The sequence below is a fragment of the Rhizobium azibense genome (genome assembly GCF_004342325.1).
Taxonomy (GTDB): domain Bacteria; phylum Pseudomonadota; class Alphaproteobacteria; order Rhizobiales; family Rhizobiaceae; genus Rhizobium; species Rhizobium etli_B.
The window spans coordinates 57,975-75,838 of sequence record NZ_SMBJ01000016.1 but is presented as its reverse complement, the minus strand read 5'-3'; the positions used below and the strand labels follow the sequence as shown (position 1 = coordinate 75,838).

Annotated in this window: 17 protein-coding genes and 1 pseudogene; 4 read left to right on the top strand and 14 right to left on the bottom strand. The window is 60.4% G+C overall.

Annotated features, from left to right (window positions below):
* The first annotated feature begins 64 nt into the window (after positions 1-64).
* From gcvT to gcvP, 3 genes are read left to right on the top strand one after another with little or no spacing between them, the layout of a single operon-like run.
* On the top strand, positions 65-1,201 hold the full coding sequence (gene gcvT / locus EV130_RS29530) for a glycine cleavage system aminomethyltransferase GcvT (RefSeq protein ID WP_132554132.1): 1,137 nt from the start codon (positions 65-67) through the stop codon (positions 1,199-1,201).
* Positions 1,202-1,226: 25 nt separating this feature from the next.
* Positions 1,227-1,592, top strand: a complete 366-nt coding sequence (gene gcvH / locus EV130_RS29525; protein WP_074061360.1) for a glycine cleavage system protein GcvH — start codon at positions 1,227-1,229, stop codon at positions 1,590-1,592.
* On the top strand, positions 1,589-4,453 hold the full coding sequence (gcvP, locus tag EV130_RS29520) for an aminomethyl-transferring glycine dehydrogenase (protein ID WP_074061361.1): 2,865 nt from the start codon (positions 1,589-1,591) through the stop codon (positions 4,451-4,453). Before gcvH ends, gcvP begins: the two co-directional genes overlap by 4 nt.
* 169 nt (positions 4,454-4,622) lie before the next feature.
* On the opposite strand, the gene EV130_RS29515 is transcribed toward gcvP, so the two are convergent.
* The 12 genes and pseudogenes from EV130_RS29515 to EV130_RS29460 form a co-directional block, all read right to left on the bottom strand.
* A complete protein-coding gene (locus EV130_RS29515) occupies positions 4,623-5,423 on the bottom strand; it encodes a class I SAM-dependent methyltransferase (protein ID WP_132554126.1) in 801 nt (266 codons plus the stop codon).
* Between the two features lie 385 nt (positions 5,424-5,808).
* Positions 5,809-6,053 (bottom strand): annotated as a pseudogene (locus EV130_RS32770) (DNA-3-methyladenine glycosylase I); the annotation flags it as partial.
* The gene (locus EV130_RS29505) at positions 6,050-6,286 is read right to left on the bottom strand and encodes a YciI family protein (protein WP_132662482.1); all 237 of its coding nucleotides are present in this window, start codon (positions 6,284-6,286) and stop codon (positions 6,050-6,052) included. The gene EV130_RS29505 and the pseudogene EV130_RS32770, both read right to left, overlap by 4 nt.
* Positions 6,287-6,349: 63 nt before the next feature.
* On the bottom strand, positions 6,350-6,937 hold the full coding sequence (locus EV130_RS29500) for a TetR/AcrR family transcriptional regulator (RefSeq protein ID WP_132662477.1): 588 nt from the start codon (positions 6,935-6,937) through the stop codon (positions 6,350-6,352).
* Between the two features lie 376 nt (positions 6,938-7,313).
* The gene (locus EV130_RS29495) at positions 7,314-7,949 is read right to left on the bottom strand and encodes a LysE family translocator (RefSeq protein ID WP_237358542.1); all 636 of its coding nucleotides are present in this window, start codon (positions 7,947-7,949) and stop codon (positions 7,314-7,316) included.
* 91 nt (positions 7,950-8,040) lie between these two features.
* Entirely contained in the window at positions 8,041-8,436 is a 396-nt protein-coding gene (gene sufA, locus EV130_RS29490; protein ID WP_074061364.1) for a Fe-S cluster assembly scaffold SufA, read from the bottom strand.
* Positions 8,437-8,753: 317 nt separating this feature from the next.
* Entirely contained in the window at positions 8,754-9,134 is a 381-nt protein-coding gene (locus EV130_RS29485; RefSeq protein ID WP_074061365.1) for an SUF system Fe-S cluster assembly protein, read from the bottom strand.
* Positions 9,135-9,145: 11 nt separating this feature from the next.
* The gene (locus EV130_RS29480; RefSeq protein ID WP_074061366.1) at positions 9,146-10,387 is read right to left on the bottom strand and encodes a cysteine desulfurase; all 1,242 of its coding nucleotides are present in this window, start codon (positions 10,385-10,387) and stop codon (positions 9,146-9,148) included.
* Positions 10,388-10,400: 13 nt separating this feature from the next.
* A complete protein-coding gene (gene sufD / locus EV130_RS29475) occupies positions 10,401-11,675 on the bottom strand; it encodes a Fe-S cluster assembly protein SufD (RefSeq protein WP_074061367.1) in 1,275 nt (424 codons plus the stop codon).
* Positions 11,676-11,698: 23 nt separating this feature from the next.
* Positions 11,699-12,454: a Fe-S cluster assembly ATPase SufC gene (sufC, locus tag EV130_RS29470; RefSeq protein ID WP_074061368.1), complete on the bottom strand. Its 756-nt coding sequence runs from the start codon at positions 12,452-12,454 to the stop codon at positions 11,699-11,701.
* A gap of 72 nt (positions 12,455-12,526) precedes the next feature.
* On the bottom strand, positions 12,527-13,996 hold the full coding sequence (gene sufB, locus EV130_RS29465; protein WP_132554122.1) for a Fe-S cluster assembly protein SufB: 1,470 nt from the start codon (positions 13,994-13,996) through the stop codon (positions 12,527-12,529).
* Between the two features lie 141 nt (positions 13,997-14,137).
* Entirely contained in the window at positions 14,138-15,304 is a 1,167-nt protein-coding gene (locus EV130_RS29460; RefSeq protein WP_132554120.1) for a cysteine desulfurase family protein, read from the bottom strand.
* A 201-nt stretch (positions 15,305-15,505) separates the two neighbouring features.
* Here EV130_RS29460 and EV130_RS29455 point away from each other — a divergent pair, with 201 nt between their 5' ends.
* A complete protein-coding gene (locus EV130_RS29455) occupies positions 15,506-16,183 on the top strand; it encodes an alpha/beta hydrolase (protein ID WP_074061371.1) in 678 nt (225 codons plus the stop codon).
* 3 nt (positions 16,184-16,186) lie between these two features.
* On the opposite strand, the gene EV130_RS29450 is transcribed toward EV130_RS29455, so the two are convergent.
* Together EV130_RS29450 and EV130_RS29445 are read right to left on the bottom strand one after the other, a co-directional pair.
* On the bottom strand, positions 16,187-16,708 hold the full coding sequence (locus EV130_RS29450) for a GNAT family N-acetyltransferase (protein WP_207900913.1): 522 nt from the start codon (positions 16,706-16,708) through the stop codon (positions 16,187-16,189).
* A complete protein-coding gene (locus EV130_RS29445; RefSeq protein WP_074061373.1) occupies positions 16,708-17,826 on the bottom strand; it encodes an anhydro-N-acetylmuramic acid kinase in 1,119 nt (372 codons plus the stop codon). Before EV130_RS29445 ends, EV130_RS29450 begins: the two co-directional genes overlap by 1 nt.
* Positions 17,827-17,864: the final 38 nt, after the last annotated feature.

Sequence of the window (17,864 nt, the reverse complement as noted above, 5' to 3'; positions counted from 1 at the left end):
GCGGAGCCGCGCCTTCAGATAGAGCCCGCGCGTCAAATTCCACGCGCTAACCCCGGAGGCGTCGTTGGACGATACTGCTGCCCTCAAGAAAACTCCGCTGCACGCGCTGCATCTTTCGCTCGGTGCCCGCATGGTGCCCTTCGCAGGCTACGAAATGCCGGTGCAGTATCCGGCCGGCGTGCTGAAGGAACACCTGCAGACACGCGCCGGCGCCGGTCTCTTCGACGTCTCCCACATGGGCCAGGTCGTCGTAAGAGCGAAATCCGGCAGATATGAAGATGCCGCTCTCGCACTCGAAAGCCTGGTGCCGGTCGACATTCTCGGCCTCGCCGAAGGCCGCCAGCGCTACGGCTTCTTCACCGACGAAAACGGCGGCATTCTCGACGACTTGATGATCACCCATCTGGACGACCATCTCTTCGTCGTCGTCAACGCCGCCTGCAAGGAGGCCGATGTCGCGCACATGCAGAAGCACATCGGCGACCGCTGCGACATAACCCTTCTCGACCGCGCTTTGGTCGCGCTGCAAGGTCCGCGCGCCGTCGACGTGCTGGCTGAACTGTGGGCGGATGTGGCGGCGATGAGATTCATGGACGTGCGCCACTGCCGCCTGCACGACATATCCTGTCTCGTCTCCCGCTCCGGCTACAGCGGCGAGGACGGCTTCGAGATCTCCGTACCCGCTGACAAGGCCGAGGATGTCGCCGGGCGGTTGCTCGAACATCCCGATGCACAGCCGATCGGGCTCGGTGCCCGCGATTCGCTGCGTCTTGAGGCCGGGCTCTGCCTCTACGGCAACGACATCGACACTACCACGACGCCGATCGAGGCAGCGCTCGAATGGGCCATACAGAAGGCTCGCAGGACGGGCGGAGCGCGCGCTGGGGACTTTCCGGGTGCAGCACGCATTCTCAATGAACTCGACAATGGTGCCGCACGCCGCCGCGTTGGCCTGAAGCCGGAAGGCAAGGCGCCAGTGCGCGCCCATTCGAAGCTTTATGCGGATGCCGAAGGCAAGACCGAGCTCGGCGAAGTCACCTCGGGCGGCTTCGGCCCGAGTGTCGAAGGTCCGGTTGCCATGGGCTATGTGCCGGTTTCGCATGCCTCCGTTGGAACCCAAGTTTATGCTGAGGTACGCGGAAAGTATCTCCCCGCCACGGTTGCCGCCCTGCCCTTCATCACGCCGACCTATAAACGCTAAGATTTTTCCGGAGAGGAACTAGACCATGCTGAAATTTACCGAAGAACATGAATGGCTGAAGCTCGAAGACGGCGTGGCAACGGTCGGCATTACAGAATATGCCGTCGAGCAGCTCGGCGACCTCGTTTTCGTCGAATTGCCGGAAGTGGGCGCAAGCTTCTCCAAGAATGACGATGCAGCCACCGTCGAATCCGTGAAGGCTGCCTCGGAAGTCTATTGTCCCCTCGACGGCGAGATCACCGAAGTCAACGAAGCGATCACTGCCGATCCGTCGCTGGTCAATTCCGACCCGCAGGGCGCCGGATGGTTCTTCAAGCTGAAGCTCAAGAATCCGGCCGATGCCGATGGCCTGCTTGACGAAGCAGCCTATAAGGAGCTCACTGCGCAATGACGACGCCGACAGAATTCCAGTTTACCGACTACCAGCCCTACGACTTTGCCAACCGCCGCCATATCGGCCCGTCACCGGCCGAAATGGACGACATGCTGAAAGTCGTCGGCTACAACAGCCTCGACAGCCTGATCGACGCGACCGTGCCCTCTTCGATCCGCCAGAAGGCGGCGCTTGCGTGGGGCGCGCCGATGACGGAGCGCGAGGCGCTCGACAAGCTGCGCGAGACCGCCAACAAGAACAAGGTCCTCGTTTCCCTGATCGGCCAGGGCTATTACGGCACGATCACGCCGCCGGTCATCCAGCGCACCATTCTCGAAAACCCGGCCTGGTACACGGCCTACACGCCTTACCAGCCGGAGATCAGCCAGGGCCGACTGGAAGCGCTTTTGAACTACCAGACGATGATCTGCGACCTGACCGGTCTCGACGTCGCCAACGCTTCGCTTCTCGACGAGGCGACTGCTGCTGCCGAAGGCATGGCGATTGCCGAGCGCGTCGCGAAGTCGAAGGCCAAGGCCTTCTTCGTCGATGCCGCCTGCCATCCGCAGACGATTGCACTCATCGAAACCCGCGCCGAACCGCTCGGTTGGACCGTCATCGTCGGTGACCCCTTCAAGGACCTCGATCCTGTGGACGTCTTCGGCGCCATCTTCCAGTATCCGGGCACGCATGGGCACATACATGATTTCACGGGCCTGATTTCGCGCCTGCACCAGACGGGCGCGATCGCCGTCGTCGCAGCCGATATTCTCGCGCTGACGCTTCTGAAGTCGCCGGGGGAAATGGGCGCCGATATTGCAATCGGCTCCTCACAGCGCTTCGGCGTTCCGGTCGGCTACGGCGGACCGCATGCGGCCTTTATGTCGGTCAAGGATGCGCATAAGCGCTCCATGCCCGGCCGTCTCGTCGGCGTCTCGGTCGATGCCCGCGGCAATCGCGCCTATCGGCTGTCGCTGCAGACCCGCGAACAGCACATCCGCCGCGAAAAGGCGACATCGAACATCTGTACGGCGCAGGTGCTGCTCGCCGTCATGGCCTCGATGTATGCGGTTTTCCATGGTCCCCAGGGCATCAAGGCGATCGCCCAGCAGATCCACCAGAAGGCCGTGCTGATGGCCAAGGGCCTCGAAAAGCTCGGTTACAGGATAGAGCCTGAGACTTTCTTCGACACGCTCACTGTCGATGTCGGCCACATGCAGGGCCTCATCCTGCGCGCGGCCGTCGCCGAGGGTATCAATCTGCGCAAGGTCGGCACGACGAAGATCGGCATGAGCCTCGATGAACGTACGCGTCCCGCGACGCTCGAAGCCGCCTGGCGCGCCTTCGGCGGCAATTTCGCCGTCGCCGATTTCGAGCCGTCCTACCGGCTGCCGAAGGATCTGCTGCGCACAAGCCAATACCTGACGCATCCGATCTTCCACATGAACCGCGCCGAAAGCGAGATGACCCGATACATCCGCCGGCTCTCCGACCGGGACCTCGCGCTCGATCGCGCGATGATCCCGCTCGGCTCCTGCACCATGAAGCTCAACGCTACGGCGGAAATGCTGCCGATCACCTGGCCGGAATTTTCCGATATCCATCCTTATGCTCCGGTCGATCAGGCGCTCGGCTACCGCGAAATGATCGACGATCTGACGGAAAAACTCTGCGCCGTGACCGGCTACGACGCCTTCTCCATGCAGCCAAATTCAGGCGCGCAGGGCGAATATGCCGGCCTGCTCACGATCCGAAACTACCATATAGCCAATGGCAACGGCCATCGCGACGTCTGCCTGATCCCGACTTCGGCACATGGCACGAACCCCGCCTCCGCGCAGATGGCCGGCATGAAGGTCGTCGTCGTCAAGGTTCGCGGAAACGGCGACGTCGACATGGACGACTTCCGAGCCAAGGCGGAAGAGCATGCGGATCATCTCTCTTGCTGCATGATAACCTATCCTTCGACGCACGGCGTATTCGAGGAAACGGTGAAGGAGATCTGCGATCTCGTGCATAAGCATGGCGGCCAGGTCTACCTCGACGGCGCCAACATGAACGCCATGGTCGGCTTGTCGCGTCCCGGTGACATCGGTTCCGACGTCAGCCACCTCAATCTTCACAAGACCTTCTGCATCCCGCACGGGGGCGGCGGTCCGGGCATGGGCCCGATCGGCGTCAAGGCCCATCTGGCGCCTCATCTGCCCGGCCACCCGGAAACGGACGGCCGCTCAGGTGCCGTCTCGGCAGCGGCCTTCGGCTCGGCCTCGATCCTGCCGATCTCCTGGAGCTATGTGCTGATGATGGGCGGCGAAGGCCTGACGCAGGCAACCAAGGTTGCGATCCTAAACGCCAACTACATAGCCGCCCGCCTGAAGGACGCCTACGGGGTTCTCTACAAGTCCGAAAGCGGCCGCGTCGCGCATGAATGCATCATCGACACGCGTCCGCTTTCCGATAGCGCAGGTATCACGGTCGACGACATCGCCAAGCGGCTGATCGACTGCGGCTTCCATGCCCCGACCATGAGTTGGCCGGTCGCCGGCACGCTGATGATCGAGCCGACCGAGTCCGAAACCAAGGCCGAGCTCGACCGCTTCTGCGAGGCAATGCTGGCGATCCGGGAGGAGGCCCGTGCTATCGAGGAAGGTCGCATGGACAAGGTCAACAACCCGCTGAAGAACGCCCCGCACACGGTGGAAGACCTCGTCGGCGAATGGGACCGCCCCTACAGCCGCGAACAAGCCTGCTTCCCGCCCGGCGCCTTTCGTGTCGACAAATACTGGTCCCCGGTCAACCGTGTAGACAATGTGTACGGAGACAGGAATCTCGTTTGCACCTGCCCGCCGGTGGAAAGCTACGCAGAAGCTGCGGAATAGAAGTCGGCGGGATCAAGTTCGAGCCGGTCGATCCGGTGAACGATTGCAGCAACGCATGCCCTGAACCTGACGGGGGGCCTGAAGGCTACCCGTCCGAGGAACCTTCAGGCGAAGTTCAAGGAGCGCGTTTAGGAATTTGCGGGGGCCGATCTGACCTCTGCCCGCCGGGTCAGGGAACGATGCCGCGGCAGGCCCACGCAACATTTGCGAACGACCTTGGACCATCGGATCGACCGGCCTCATACGCGTCGCGCACGGCAGCATCGATGCGCGCTCGCTCAGCGGCGTCGAGCGCCGCGACATATTTGCCAAGAGGTCCTTCGCCTGCAGCAATGGGTGCCCAGTAATCGTTAAAGTTTTGGTATTCCATGCGGATCATCAGCTGGGTTTCGGTAACTTCCAGCAGGCCTTGCTCCACAAAGGTCCGCTTCATTTCGCCAGGCTGCATCATCGGCTGAAAGCAGTAGCGATTGCGCAGTTGTCGCCCGGTCTCGCCGAGCGCCGCCACCGTGTCGACCATCATTCGCATACCGGGCATGCCGCCGACATGATCCCAGACAGCTGCGGCGACTACCCCGCCCGGACGCGCGACCCGGGCCATCTCTGAAATGGCCCGGCCTGCCTCGGGCACGAAATGAAGCACGAGCAGCGCGAGCACGCGGTCGAACTTTCCGTCTTCGAAAGGCAACGAGCAAGCGTCCGCCTGCCTGATCTTGATGCGCGCATCGGTGTTTCGCCGGGTTGCTTCCTCAACGAAGACTGGCGAATAGTCGATGGCAGCGATCTCGCTAAGATCCGCGGCCTTGGCAAGGGCAAATGTCAGGCTGCCCGTGCCGCAACCGACATCAAGTATCTTCTCACCATCGGAAAGACCCGCAAACGCTATGAATGGCGACGCCAGCTTTTGGCTCCAGCGTCCCATGAGCTGCTCATAACCGGCCGCGTTGTGAACGTTAAAGCTTGAGGACATCGAAAGCTCCATCAGCCAGAGGAAAGGCAAATCATAACCGAGCATATAGCAGGGCGCCAAGCGGTCATTGACAGATGTCCGCCATATTGTCCCCCCGCGAGCTTTAGGGTAAAGGCCTCGCCCAGAGGCCCTTTCCCCATTCGAGAGCGTATATCCGACCTTGGTTGCCGCTATTGCTTCGAATTCTACCCTGGAAGCGCCGTATGCGGGAGGGGGCGACATACTTACCTCAAGCGTTCGGGCGGCACCCTAGCGACCCTGTCAAATTTAAACGCGATAGGGATTTTTGGCGGGTTTAGCCAAACAATGGCCTCGGGCCGCCTCCCTGTAGACGGCAAATTGCGACCTCTTAATGTCATCGTTACGAGGCTTCACCGGCCTTATCGAACAGCGCCACCTTGCGGAAATCGAACTTTGCGAAAGCGGCGCGAAAATTCTCGCGCTTGGCAAGGAATATGCGCAAGCTTAGGCCGACTGGAAGCTTTCGAGGCAGGGCTTCTCAAATGGCCTTATGTCATCCACGACCGGGAAGCCCCACTCGCGGTCGTGGCAGTCGCAGTAATCTGGCGCCGTCGCGCACTAGCGACAACGAGGGCGGTCGTAGTGGCCGGGAATGGTTGTCGCGCTCATGCCGCCTTCACGAAATCGAGGGCGGAAACAGTGCGCTTCGGATCAATTTCATAGGTCTCGGCGGTCACGACCCCTTGCACGACGAAAGGGTCGGCGGCGACGCACGCATCGTGCGCAGCACGACCTTCCCCATGAGCGATGATTGCGCCTCCCGCGGCGGACTGGAGCGAACCGACGCAGAGAAACACGCCATCGGCAAAACCGCGCGCGATCCAGGCATTATGCGCCGACATGAATTCCGGCGCGGCGGCGCGGTTCTCAGCAAATCTCAAGAAAGTGACGAACTTCGATGCTCCTTAATTACTGGAATTGCGGGGACCTTCTGGCAGGGATTCTAGCCAGTGCTCGATCCCAGCGACTTCGTTGCAGATGAACGCCTCGTCCTTGAAGGCGGTCGCCAATACTGCCACCCCCTGCGACCAAGCCAAGAGATGCAGCGCCAGCACCTCTGCCCGATCAACTGCACCAAGGGCACGGATCTGTACGGCGAGCCAGTCGCGAAACAGGCCAAAAATCCCCGTCGCGTGGACCTGCGCGGCGTGGTCCAGCTTGGCGAGTTCTGAGCACAGCGTTCCCACAGGGCAGCCGAAGTTCATGATCTGGCTTCGGTTGGCGATTAGCATATGAATGAAGGACAGTATGCGCTCGCGCGGACCTTCGTTCTCGGTTTGCCATCTGTCGAGCATCGCGCGTGTCCGCTCCATTCGATGGGCAATCACGGCATCCAGTATGTCGTCCTTGGTCTTGAAGTGGTGATAGAAGTTCCCGCGCGAGATGCCTACGGCTGCGGCAATGTCGGCAAAGGACGTAGCCTCGAATCCGCTCTGGTAGAAGAGGACATCCGCCTCTTTGACAATCAGGTCACGGGTTGAGGGTGCTGGCATTCATTTTCCAGGTCCTGTTTGATATGAAAAAACTAGGACGATCGTCCTAGTTCTGTCAAGACGAGAGCGTAAGGGGAGGCTCCTTGTCCCCCCGCGCCCTTCGCATACCGAATTGGACTTGCGACCTCAATCAACCCATTTTGCAAGGGTGGTTTGCGGTCCCACGGCTCGCAATTCAGCGCTGAGAGCCTCTATCTAAATGGCCTCCTGCCCTTGGAGGCGGTCACCGAATTTTCGGAAGTAGGCACGGGAGAACGCAGCAGAGCTGCCAGAACCGACTTGCCGTGCCACGCCTTCACTTTGCCCCCTATGGACAGCTTCGGCCGAGCAATGATCAGGCGCCATTCCGTCAGGTATGACCGGCGCCCGTAACACTTCAGGCAAGCAGAAGCCGTGCGGCAAAGCCGAGAACGACGGCGCCGAAGGCAATGACCAGCACCCCGGAAATGCGGCGGATCAGCAGCGTGAGATCGCTTGAAATCCTGTCGCGGGCGAGATTCACCGCCGCGCTCAGCGCCATCCACCACGCCATGGCCCCGAAAAACACGCCGATGACGATCGATGCCACCTCGGTGACGGTATTGCCATCGACCAAACCAAGTCCAGCAAAGAGGGCTCCGAAGGACAGCAGCGCGCCGGGGTTCGAAATCGCCAGCAGAAAGGTCGAGGCGATCGTGCGCAAGAGATCGCGGGTACCGACCTGCAAGGCGCCGGCGGGCGGCGTCATGAGGTCGCGGATGCCGAGAAAGATCAAAAGCGCACCGCCGGCCGCGGCAATCGGTAGCGAATAGTCATCGACGATATCCGAAACCATCGCAACACCGGCGGCCGCGACCAGCCCATAACAGGCATCGCCAAGAGCGGCCCCAATGCCGATCGCTGCACCCGATCCGAAACCTCGATGGAGGCTGCGGTTGATGCAGAGCGTCGCGATCGGTCCCGGCGGCACTGTGATGATGAGGCCGAGGAGCGCGCCTTTGGCAAAGAGCAGAAACAGCGTTTCGATGATCATAAGGTAGAAACTGTTTCGCTGCCTGAAAGGGACAAATCAAAAACAACAAAGCCGCCATCGCTGGCGGCTTTCGGTCGCGGCCTTGAAGCGTTCAGTGCGCGGCGGGGACTACCGCGTCGCCGCGCGCGGCAAGTGCTGCGAGATCGGCAGGCTTGAGTTCGACGGATTCGCCGCAGCCGCAGGCCGATGTCTGGTTCGGATTCGTGAAAGTGAAGCCCGAGCGCAGCGTCGTGGTCTCGAAGTCCATTTCCGTTCCAAGCAGATAGAGGACTGCAGAAGGCTCCACCCAAACCTTCGCGCCGTCGCGTTCGATCAGGTCGTCCTTGGCATTGGGTTCGGTCACCAGCTCGATGGTATACTCCATCCCGGCGCAACCGCCCTTCTTGATGCCGACACGGATGCCCTTGGCCTCCGGCCCCGAATTTTCAACGATTGCCTTCACGCGCGCCGCGGCCGTGCCGGTCATGCTCATCACTGCAAAGCCCATCGGCTCATTCTCCTTCCACACCGGGGTCAAGATCCGGCGCTTCGTCCTTTTAATCTAGGCAGTTGTGCCTAATGCTTCAATCCCTTAATCAAGGGCGAATTCGTCCTGCGCCATTTCATTTGACACATGTCCTCTCAGCGCCAGAAGTTTGGGCGTTGAGGCAGAGCCAGAAACAGGAGCCAACTTGCGGGCGAGGAGTGAGCCGCTGCTTGCTCCGGGCCAAGGTACGTCGGAAAATTGCGACTTTCCTCGAGGCAAGGAAAGCTCTCGGTATCGGCCTTCTCCCATCGCACTCATTGAAGCCGGCCGCCCGCCCCTCAATACCAGCCGACGGCCACCTGCGCCTCTTCCGACATGCGCTCTGGCGTCCACGGCGGATCGAATGTCATTGCGACCTCGACGCCTGATACGCCTTCGACGGCGCCTACAGCATTTTCGACCCAGCCCGGCATTTCGCCGGCAACCGGGCAGCCCGGAGCCGTCAGCGTCATGACGATCTTCACCATGCGGTCGTCTTCGATATCGATCTTGTAAATCAGTCCGAGTTCAAAGATGTCGGCAGGAATTTCCGGATCGTAGACGGTTTTCAACGCGCCGATGACGTCGTCGCTGAGGCGCGCCAGTTCATCGGCAGGAATGCTCGAGTGCACGATGCCGTCGCGCACGTCGATCTTCTGTTCGCTTTCGTCCAGGCTCATACGGACACTCCTCATGCAAAGAACTTGCGCGCATATTCCAGCGCATCGGCCAAGGCATCGACCTCGGCACGTGTATTGTACATGCCGAAGGATGCACGGCATGTGGCGGTGACGCCGAAGCGTTTCAAGAGCGGCATGGCGCAATGCGTACCGGCACGCACGGCAACGCCCTGCCGGTCAATGACCATAGAAACGTCGTGAGCGTGAAGGCCGGCGAGTTCAAAGGCAAAAATGCTGCCTTTGCCGGGCGCCGTTCCGAAGACCCGCAGCGAGTTGATCGACCGCAGCCGTTCGGCAGCATAGGCCGTCAGGTCGGCTTCATGACGCGAAATCGCCTCGCGGCCAACTTTCTCCATATAATCCAGCGCATAGCCGAGGCCGATCGCCTGAACGATCGGCGGCGTCCCGGCTTCGAAGCGATGCGGCGGGTCATTGTAGGTGACCTCATCCTCGGTCACTTCGAAGATCATCTCGCCGCCACCCTGGAATGGGCGCATCTCGCGAAGCCGGTCCTTCTTGCCATAGAGCACGCCGATGCCCGAAGGACCGTAGAGCTTGTGGCCGGTCATGACGTACCAATCGCAGTCGATATCCTGGACATCGACCGGCAGGTGCACGGCACCTTGCGAACCGTCGATCAGGACCGGAATGCCGCGTTCATGAGCAATCCGGCAGACTTCCTTGACTGGAACGATCGTGCCAAGCGCATTCGACATATGCGTGATCGCGACGAGCTTGGTTCGCTCTGTGAGCCTCTTCTCGAAGTCCTCGATATGAAAGGCACCTTCTTCGTCCACCGGCACCCAGACCAGCTTGGCACCCTGCCGTTCGCGGATAAAATGCCAAGGGACGATGTTGGAGTGGTGCTCCATGATCGAGACGACGATCTCGTCATCCTCGCCGATCTTCGGCATGCCCCAGCCATGCGCGACCGTATTGATCGCCTCCGTCGAGGATTTCGTGAAGACAATGTCGTCGGTCGACGGTGCATTCAGAAAACGGCGCACCTTCTCGCGCGCCCCTTCGTAGGCTTCGGTTGCGGCATTGGAGAGAAAATGCAGGCCACGGTGCACATTCGCATACTCGGTCGAATAGGTCCGCGAGATGGCATCGATGACGGCCTGCGGCTTCTGCGCGGACGCGCCGTTATCGAGATAGACCAGTGGCTTGCCATAGACCTCCCGCGCAAGGATTGGAAAATCCTTGCGGATGGCTTCGACGTCATAGGTGGCTGCCGGTGCTATCTTGTCCATGGCGTTTATCCGATCAGGCGTATTTTTCGAGCCAGGCCGATATGACGCCTTCCAGCGCCTCGACCAGGGCTTCGTCTTCTAGTTCTTCGACGATCTCCGCAACGAAGGCATTGACGAGCATGGCGCGCGTCTTGTTCTCCGGAATGCCGCGCGCCATCATGTAGAAGAGATGATTGTCATCGATGTCGGTAACGGTCGCACCGTGGCCACACTGGACGTCGTCGGCGAAGATCTCAAGCTCCGGCTTTGTCGAGAAATCGGCGTCGTCCGACATCAGCAGCGTGTTGCAGGACATCTTAGCATCGGTCTTCTGCGCGTCGGGCGCAACCCGTATCATTCCCTGGAAGACCCCTTTGGCGCGGTCGAAGACGACATTGCGGATGACCTCCGTCGAACCGGTGTGCGGAACGTTGTGGCCAAGCACCATCGTCACGTCGGTATGCGTATCGCCACCGAGCAGGTTGATGCCTCGGAGCGTCAGGTCCGCACCCTCGCCCGTGACCGCAATATGCAGTTCCTGGCGCACGAGCTTTCCGCCAGCGTTGATGACAAAGAGCTTCAGCTTGGCATTGGCGCCGAGATCGATACGGATCTGGCCGAGGTGCGTGTCCTCGCGCCCTTGCTGCTGCAGGATGATCCAGGTAAGTTCCGTGCCCTCGCCGATCGTGATGTCACTGACATGGGACACGAGTGCAGCATCGCCGGTCACCGACAGGTGACGCTCGATCACGGTCGCCTTGACGTTCTCGCCGAAGGACACGGGTAGCCGTGTATGGACCTGCCCGCCGGCGTGAACGACATCGATCTCCAGCGGCTTGTCGAGCTCGGTCGTTGCGGGAATATCGACGACATAGCCGTCGCGCACGAAGCTGCCATTGATGCGACCGATGGCGTCGTCCGCCCCGAGCGCGCCGAGCGCGGCCGCAGCCGAACCGTCGATCAGGCGTTGCGCATAGCTGGAAATTTCTACGTCGTGAGCTCTTGCGCTCGGGTCCGCATGGCCCTGCACGATGGAAAGAACCGAAGAACCTTCGATCAAGGGCTCGATCGCTTTCGAGGCGGCGTCACCGGCTGTGGCCGGCACCTCGCGCAGCAGGTTCTTGAGGTCGGTATAGTGCCAAGCCTCGATCCGTCGTGTGGGCAGGCCACCCTTCTTCAGGTCATCCAGCAGCCGGTCGCGGGTCGCAGTCACGGCGCCGTCGCCTGGCAGTTCGCCGAATTGATTGTTAAAAGCCTCAACCAGCGCCGCTTCCGCGGCAGTCAGGCGGCTCGTCGTCTGCATGTTCATGAGACCCGTCCTTTCCGCCTGAATCAGGCTGCCGCTCCGATGATGTCGGCGTAGCCGTTGGCTTCGAGCTCATGCGCCAGCGTCTTGTCACCGGACTTGATCACCTGGCCCCTATAGAGGACATGAACGGTGTCTGGAACGATGTAATCAAGCAGGCGCTGGTAGTGGGTGATGACGACCACCGCGCGGTCTGGCGAGCGCAACGCGTTGACGCCATCGGCAACGATCTTAAGCGCGTCGATGTCGAGGCCGGAATCGGTCTCGTCGAGCACGCAAAGCTGCGGCTGGAGCAGGGCCATCTGCAGGATTTCGGCGCGCTTCTTTTCGCCGCCTGAGAAGCCGACGTTCAACGGGCGCTTCAGCATCTCCGTATTGATCTGCAGCTTGCCGGCGGCGTCCTTGACGAGGCGCATGAAATCGGGCGTCTTCAGCTCTTCTTCGCCGCGCGCCTTGCGCTGCTCGTTCATCGCGACCTTCAAGAACTGCATGGTGGCGACGCCGGGGATTTCAACGGGATACTGGAAGGCCAGGAAAATGCCCTTGGCAGCGCGCTCGGCAGCGTCGAGCTCGAGGATGCTGTCGCCGTTGTAAAGAATGTCGCCTTCGGTCACTTCATAGTCTTCCCGACCCGCGAGAATATAGGAGAGCGTCGACTTGCCAGAGCCGTTCGGGCCCATGATGGCAGCGACTTCCCCTGCCTTTACCGTAAGGTCCAGGCCGCGGATGATTTCGGTGCCGTCTTCGGCGATGCGGGCGTGCAGGTTTCTGATTTCAAGCATGGTTATGTCCCATAAAAAGCAATCGTAGAATGGCGCGCCGCGCGCACCATCGCGTAGTCGTTTCGGTTGGCGTCAGCCGACGCTACCTTCGAGCGAGATGCTGATGAGCTTCTGCGCCTCGACGGCGAATTCCATCGGCAGCTCCTGCAGGACTTCCTTGACGAAGCCGTTGACGATCAGCGCGATCGCCGCTTCTTCCGGAATGCCGCGCTGCAGGCAATAAAACAGTTGATCTTCTGAGATCTTCGAGGTCGTCGCCTCGTGCTCGAAATGTGCCGTCGAATTTTTCGCTTCAATGTAGGGCACGGTATGCGCACCGCACTTGTCGCCGATCAGCAGCGAGTCGCACTGGGTGAAGTTGCGCGCGTTCGATGCCTTGCGGTGGGCCGAAACCTGTCCGCGATAGGTGTTTTGCGACACGCCGGCTGCAATACCCTTGGAAATGATGCGGCTCGAGGTGTTTTTGCCGAGATGGATCATCTTGGTGCCGCTGTCGACCTGCTGATGGCCGTTTGACACGGCGATCGAATAGAATTCTCCACGGCTATCGTCGCCGCGCAGGATGCAGGACGGGTACTTCCAGGTGATGGCGGAGCCGGTCTCGACCTGCGTCCACGAGATCTTCGATCGGTCGCCCCGGCAATCGCCGCGCTTGGTGACAAAGTTATAGATGCCGCCCTTGCCCTGGGCATCGCCTGGATACCAATTCTGGACGGTGGAATACTTGATTTCGGCATCGTCCAGCGCAATCAGTTCGACGACGGCGGCGTGCAGCTGGTTTTCGTCACGCTGTGGCGCCGTACAGCCTTCGAGGTAGGAAACATAGGCGCCCTCTTCGGCGATGATCAGCGTGCGCTCGAACTGCCCGGTATTCTTCTCGTTGATGCGGAAATAGGTGGAAAGCTCCATCGGGCAGCGGACACCCTTGGGCACGAAGACGAAAGAACCGTCCGTGAAGACCGCGGAGTTCAGAGTTGCATAGTAATTGTCGGTCTGCGGAACAACGGAGCCGAGATACTTCTGCACTAGATCGGAGTGTTCTCGGATCGCTTCGGAGATCGACATGAAGATCACGCCGGCCTTTTTCAGCTCTTCCTTGAAGGTCGTCACGACCGAAACGGAATCAAAGACGGCATCGACGGCGATCTTCGGCTTTTCAACGCCGGCAAGAATTTCCTGCTCGCGCAGCGGGATGCCCAGCTTCTCGTAGACCTTCAGGAGCTCCGGATCGACTTCAGCCAGCGACGACGGGCCGGAGGTGCTCTTCGGCGCAGCGTAGTAGTGGATATCATTGAAGTCGATCTTGGGATAGTCAACGCGAGCCCAGGTGGGCTCGTCCATCGTCAGCCAGCGCTTGTAGGCCTCAAGGCGCCATTCGAGCATCCATTCAGGTTCACGCTTCTTGGCGGAGATGAAGCGTATGATCTCTTCGGACAGGCCCTTGGGTGCCTTGTCCATCTCGATGATCGTTTCGAAACCGTATTTGTACTGGTCCACATCGATCTGGCGGACGCGTTCAACCGTTTCTTGGACGGCGGGCATGTCGTTCTCCAATCTCGCCGGCTAAAGGTCCGGCAGCTTGTCTTGGGGCAATTTTCCTTACCCCGTATGTAGGTGGCCAAAAGGCGCTTTTCAGCCCGATTGGCAAGCGGAAATTTGCGTTTCCGCAATTTAGTGAGGCCGTTAGGCCGCCTCTCCGGCCGGCCTGCACCGCCCGGCTATCGTCGCAAAGGCGGCGACGGCCCTGTCGATTTCCTCTTCCGTCGTCGCAAAACCGAGCGAGATGCGCAGCGCGCCCATTTTCGGGTCGCGACCCATGGCCACAAGAACATGGCTTTCGCCGACCTTGCCGGACGAGCAGGCGGAGCCTGCCGAAAGCGCAACGCCTTCCAGATCGAAGGCGATCTGGCCGGTCTCGGCCTTGAGACCTGGAAGCGTGAAAAAGCTCGTATTCGATACCCGCGGCCCGTCCGCGCCATAAATCAGCAAACCGGGCGCTGCGCGTCGCATTCCGTCCTCAAGACGGGCACGAAGCCTTTCCAATCTGCTGTTACGCTCGTCAAACTCAGCAATCGCCGCGGCTGCGGCGGCACCGAAGCCAATAATGGCGACGGAATTCTCTGTCCCTGACCGGTGACCTTTTTCCTGGCCGCCACCGCGAATTAGCGGCCTCGGCATCAAAGCCTCCCCGCGCGAAACAAGCGCTCCGGCACCTTTCGGCCCGCCGAGCTTGTGCGAAGACACGATCAGAAAATCGGCACCGAGCTCGTTGATGTCGAGCTTCAGGCGTCCTGCTGCCTGCACCGCATCCACGATGAGAAGTCCACCGTACGTCTTTATGATCCTGGCGGCTTCGCGGACCGGCTGGACGATACCCGTCTCGTTGTTGACGAGCATGATGGCCACCATCGGCAAGCCCATCGCCCTGTCGTGCCCTGCAAGCAATCTTTCCAGCGCTGCCAGGTCCACGACACCTGAGGACGTAACAGGAATCTCGGTCGTCTTCTCAGCCAAAAAGCGCCCGCCTTCGCGCACTGCCGGATGCTCGATGGCCGAATAATAGAGATGGTCGATGGCAAGCGGCGTGCGCCCCATGTGGAAATCCGGCGTCAGCACCATATTGGCCGCTTCCGTCGCGCCGCTGGTAAAGATCACATGTGCCGGATCGGCCGCGGTCAGCGTCGCAATCTGGCGGCGCGCACCTTCGATTGCAGCGCGAACGGCGCGGCCCTCGCTGTGAACAGAGTTCGGATTTCCAAACAGAGCGAGCGCGTTTAGAACCGCCTCGCGCGCTGCGGGATGCAGCGGCGATGTCGCATTCCAGTCAAGATAAAGGCGGGGCGTCGCCATGCTCTTTTGTCCTGCGCTTGATCCTGCTAGGCTGCCACGGTTCATTTTCCTTGAAATTTCCGCCGGGCTTGCCTTATGACACGTCCACGATGCGTGGATCGCATGCAAGTTTCGAATTGTTCTAAACTGCGTTTTAGAAAAGCTGACAACGTTCGTCAAGTCTAAGCAGCAGGGACGCGAAAATAAAAACCCGGAGTACCAATGCCCGAAGTCATTTTCAACGGCCCAGCCGGCCGTCTTGAAGGCCGCTACCAGCCCTCCAAGGAAAAAAGCGCGCCGATCGCCCTTATCCTGCACCCGCACCCGCAGTTCGGCGGCACGATGAACAATCAGATCGTCTACCAGCTCTTCTACATGTTCCAGAAGCGCGGGTTCACGACATTGCGCTTCAACTTCCGCGGAATCGGCCGCAGCCAGGGCGAATTCGACCACGGCGCCGGCGAGCTTTCGGATGCTGCTTCCGCGCTCGATTGGGTGCAGAGCCTGCATCCCGATTCGAAGACCTGCTGGGTTGCCGGCTATTCCTTCGGCGCCTGGATCGGCATGCAACTGCTGATGCGCCGCCCGGAAATCGAAGGCTTCATGTCGATCGCGCCGCAACCGAACACCTACGACTTCTCGTTCCTGGCGCCCTGCCCGTCGTCGGGCCTGATCATCAACGGCGAAGCCGACAAGGTCGCTCCGGAAAAGGATGTCAACGGTCTGGTCGAAAAGCTGAAGACGCAGAAGGGCATCCTCATCACGCACCGTACGGTACCGAATGCCAATCACTTCTTCAACGGCCAGGTCGAAGCGCTTATGGCCGAATGCGAGGACTATCTCGACCGGCGTCTGAACGGCGAACTGGTACCGGAACCGGCAGCGAAGCGCATTCGCTGACAATCAAATGTGGGTGGCGCCGAGCTCGAATGTCGGCGCCACAAAGCCGTCGATCAGCCGCGGCGCGATCGGCCGCATTCCGATCTTTCTCAGCACATGCTGCGAGGCGAAGTTTTGCGGATGCGTGAAAGCGATGAAACGCGTAGCGAAGCCCTTGTCGAAGAACCACATCGCAAGCGCACTGGCCACTTCCGTCGCATAGCCCTTCCCCCATTCTTCCTCGCGAAGCGCATAACCGAGTTCGAATTCGTGCTCTTCACGGTCATGCATCGAAATCCCAGCGCGGCCGATGAAACGGCCGTCATCTCTGCTCAGAAGCTTGTACTTCGTTGTGCCGTCCTGCGCATTCTCCTTAAACCAGCTGGCAAGCCGCTCCTCGCACTTTTCGATGCTCCAAGGCGCGCCGCCCGACATATAACGGGTTGTGCCGATCGTCGAATGCAGCGACAGGACCAGTCCCGCGTCGCTTGCGTCCCACATCACCAGCCGCAGCCGCGACGTTTCCAGAATGAGCGTTCCCACCATCATGGCCTCGCAAGAATGCCGCCGCTGACTGGTTCCTTGACGCCCGTGGTGCCCGGAAAAGTCAGCGGCAGTCCCTCAAGCGACCGGACTGCTAGATAGGCCCAGGCCTCGGCTTCCATGGCATCACCGTTGAAGCCCGCAACCTCGGCGGAGACCACGTCGGCATCTTGGCGGGCGGCGAGATCCACAAGATCTCGCATGATCGTGCCGTTCAGCCGTCCGCCGCCGCAGACGATGTAGAGCGTCGGCATCACCGGCAGGTGACCGGCCGATTTGATGATCGAGGCGGCAGCCACATAGGCTAGCGTCCTCGCACCGTCCGCGAGCTCGGCAGCCGTTCCGCTCGGCGGTAGAAAGTCATTGCGATCGAGCGAACGGCGTTTGCCGGCAGTAAAGAAGGGGTTTTCCAGATAGAGTTCGGCCAGTTCGGCGACGATCCTGCCTTCCGAAGCAATCATGCCGCCCTGGTCGAACGGTATTCCGGCGTTTGTCTCGACCCATTGATCGATCAAGGTGTTTCCCGGCCCGCTGTCATATGCGACGATCGAGCCGTCGCCACCGATATAGGTCAGGTTCGAGATGCCGCCGATATTGACGAAGCAGACAGGCAGCTTGGCGTCTCGAATGGTCCCCGAAAGTGCCGCATGATAGACCGGTACGAGCGGCGCACCCTGCCCGCCATGCACCATGTCGTTCGCCCGCATGTCGTAGACGATCGGAATGCCGGTCTCCCTGGCAAGCAGCCGCCCGTCGCCAAGCTGGACGGTCAGCGCCTCGTCCGGCCGGTGCAGCACTGTCTGGCCGTGGAATCCGACGACATCGACCGAGCTTCGATCCAGAGCGTAACGATCGAGAAACTCCGTAACGGCAGATGCATGACGCACCGTAAGCTCTCGTTCGATTGTCGCAAGTTCGCCGGGGCGTTCGTTGCGCCTGAGGATTGATTTCGCGTCTTCAAGCGAAAGCTTGAGCCTGTCGCGAAAGGCCGGATCATAAGGCACGCCCAGAAACGGCCCGCGTTCCACGCGGGCTTCACCATCCGTTCGAACAAGGGCGACATCGATCCCGTCCATCGACGTTCCGCTCATCAGACCGATTGCGGTTCTTATTTTACCCATCCATCCTCCAAAACAATCCGAACGGAATAGTGCACTTT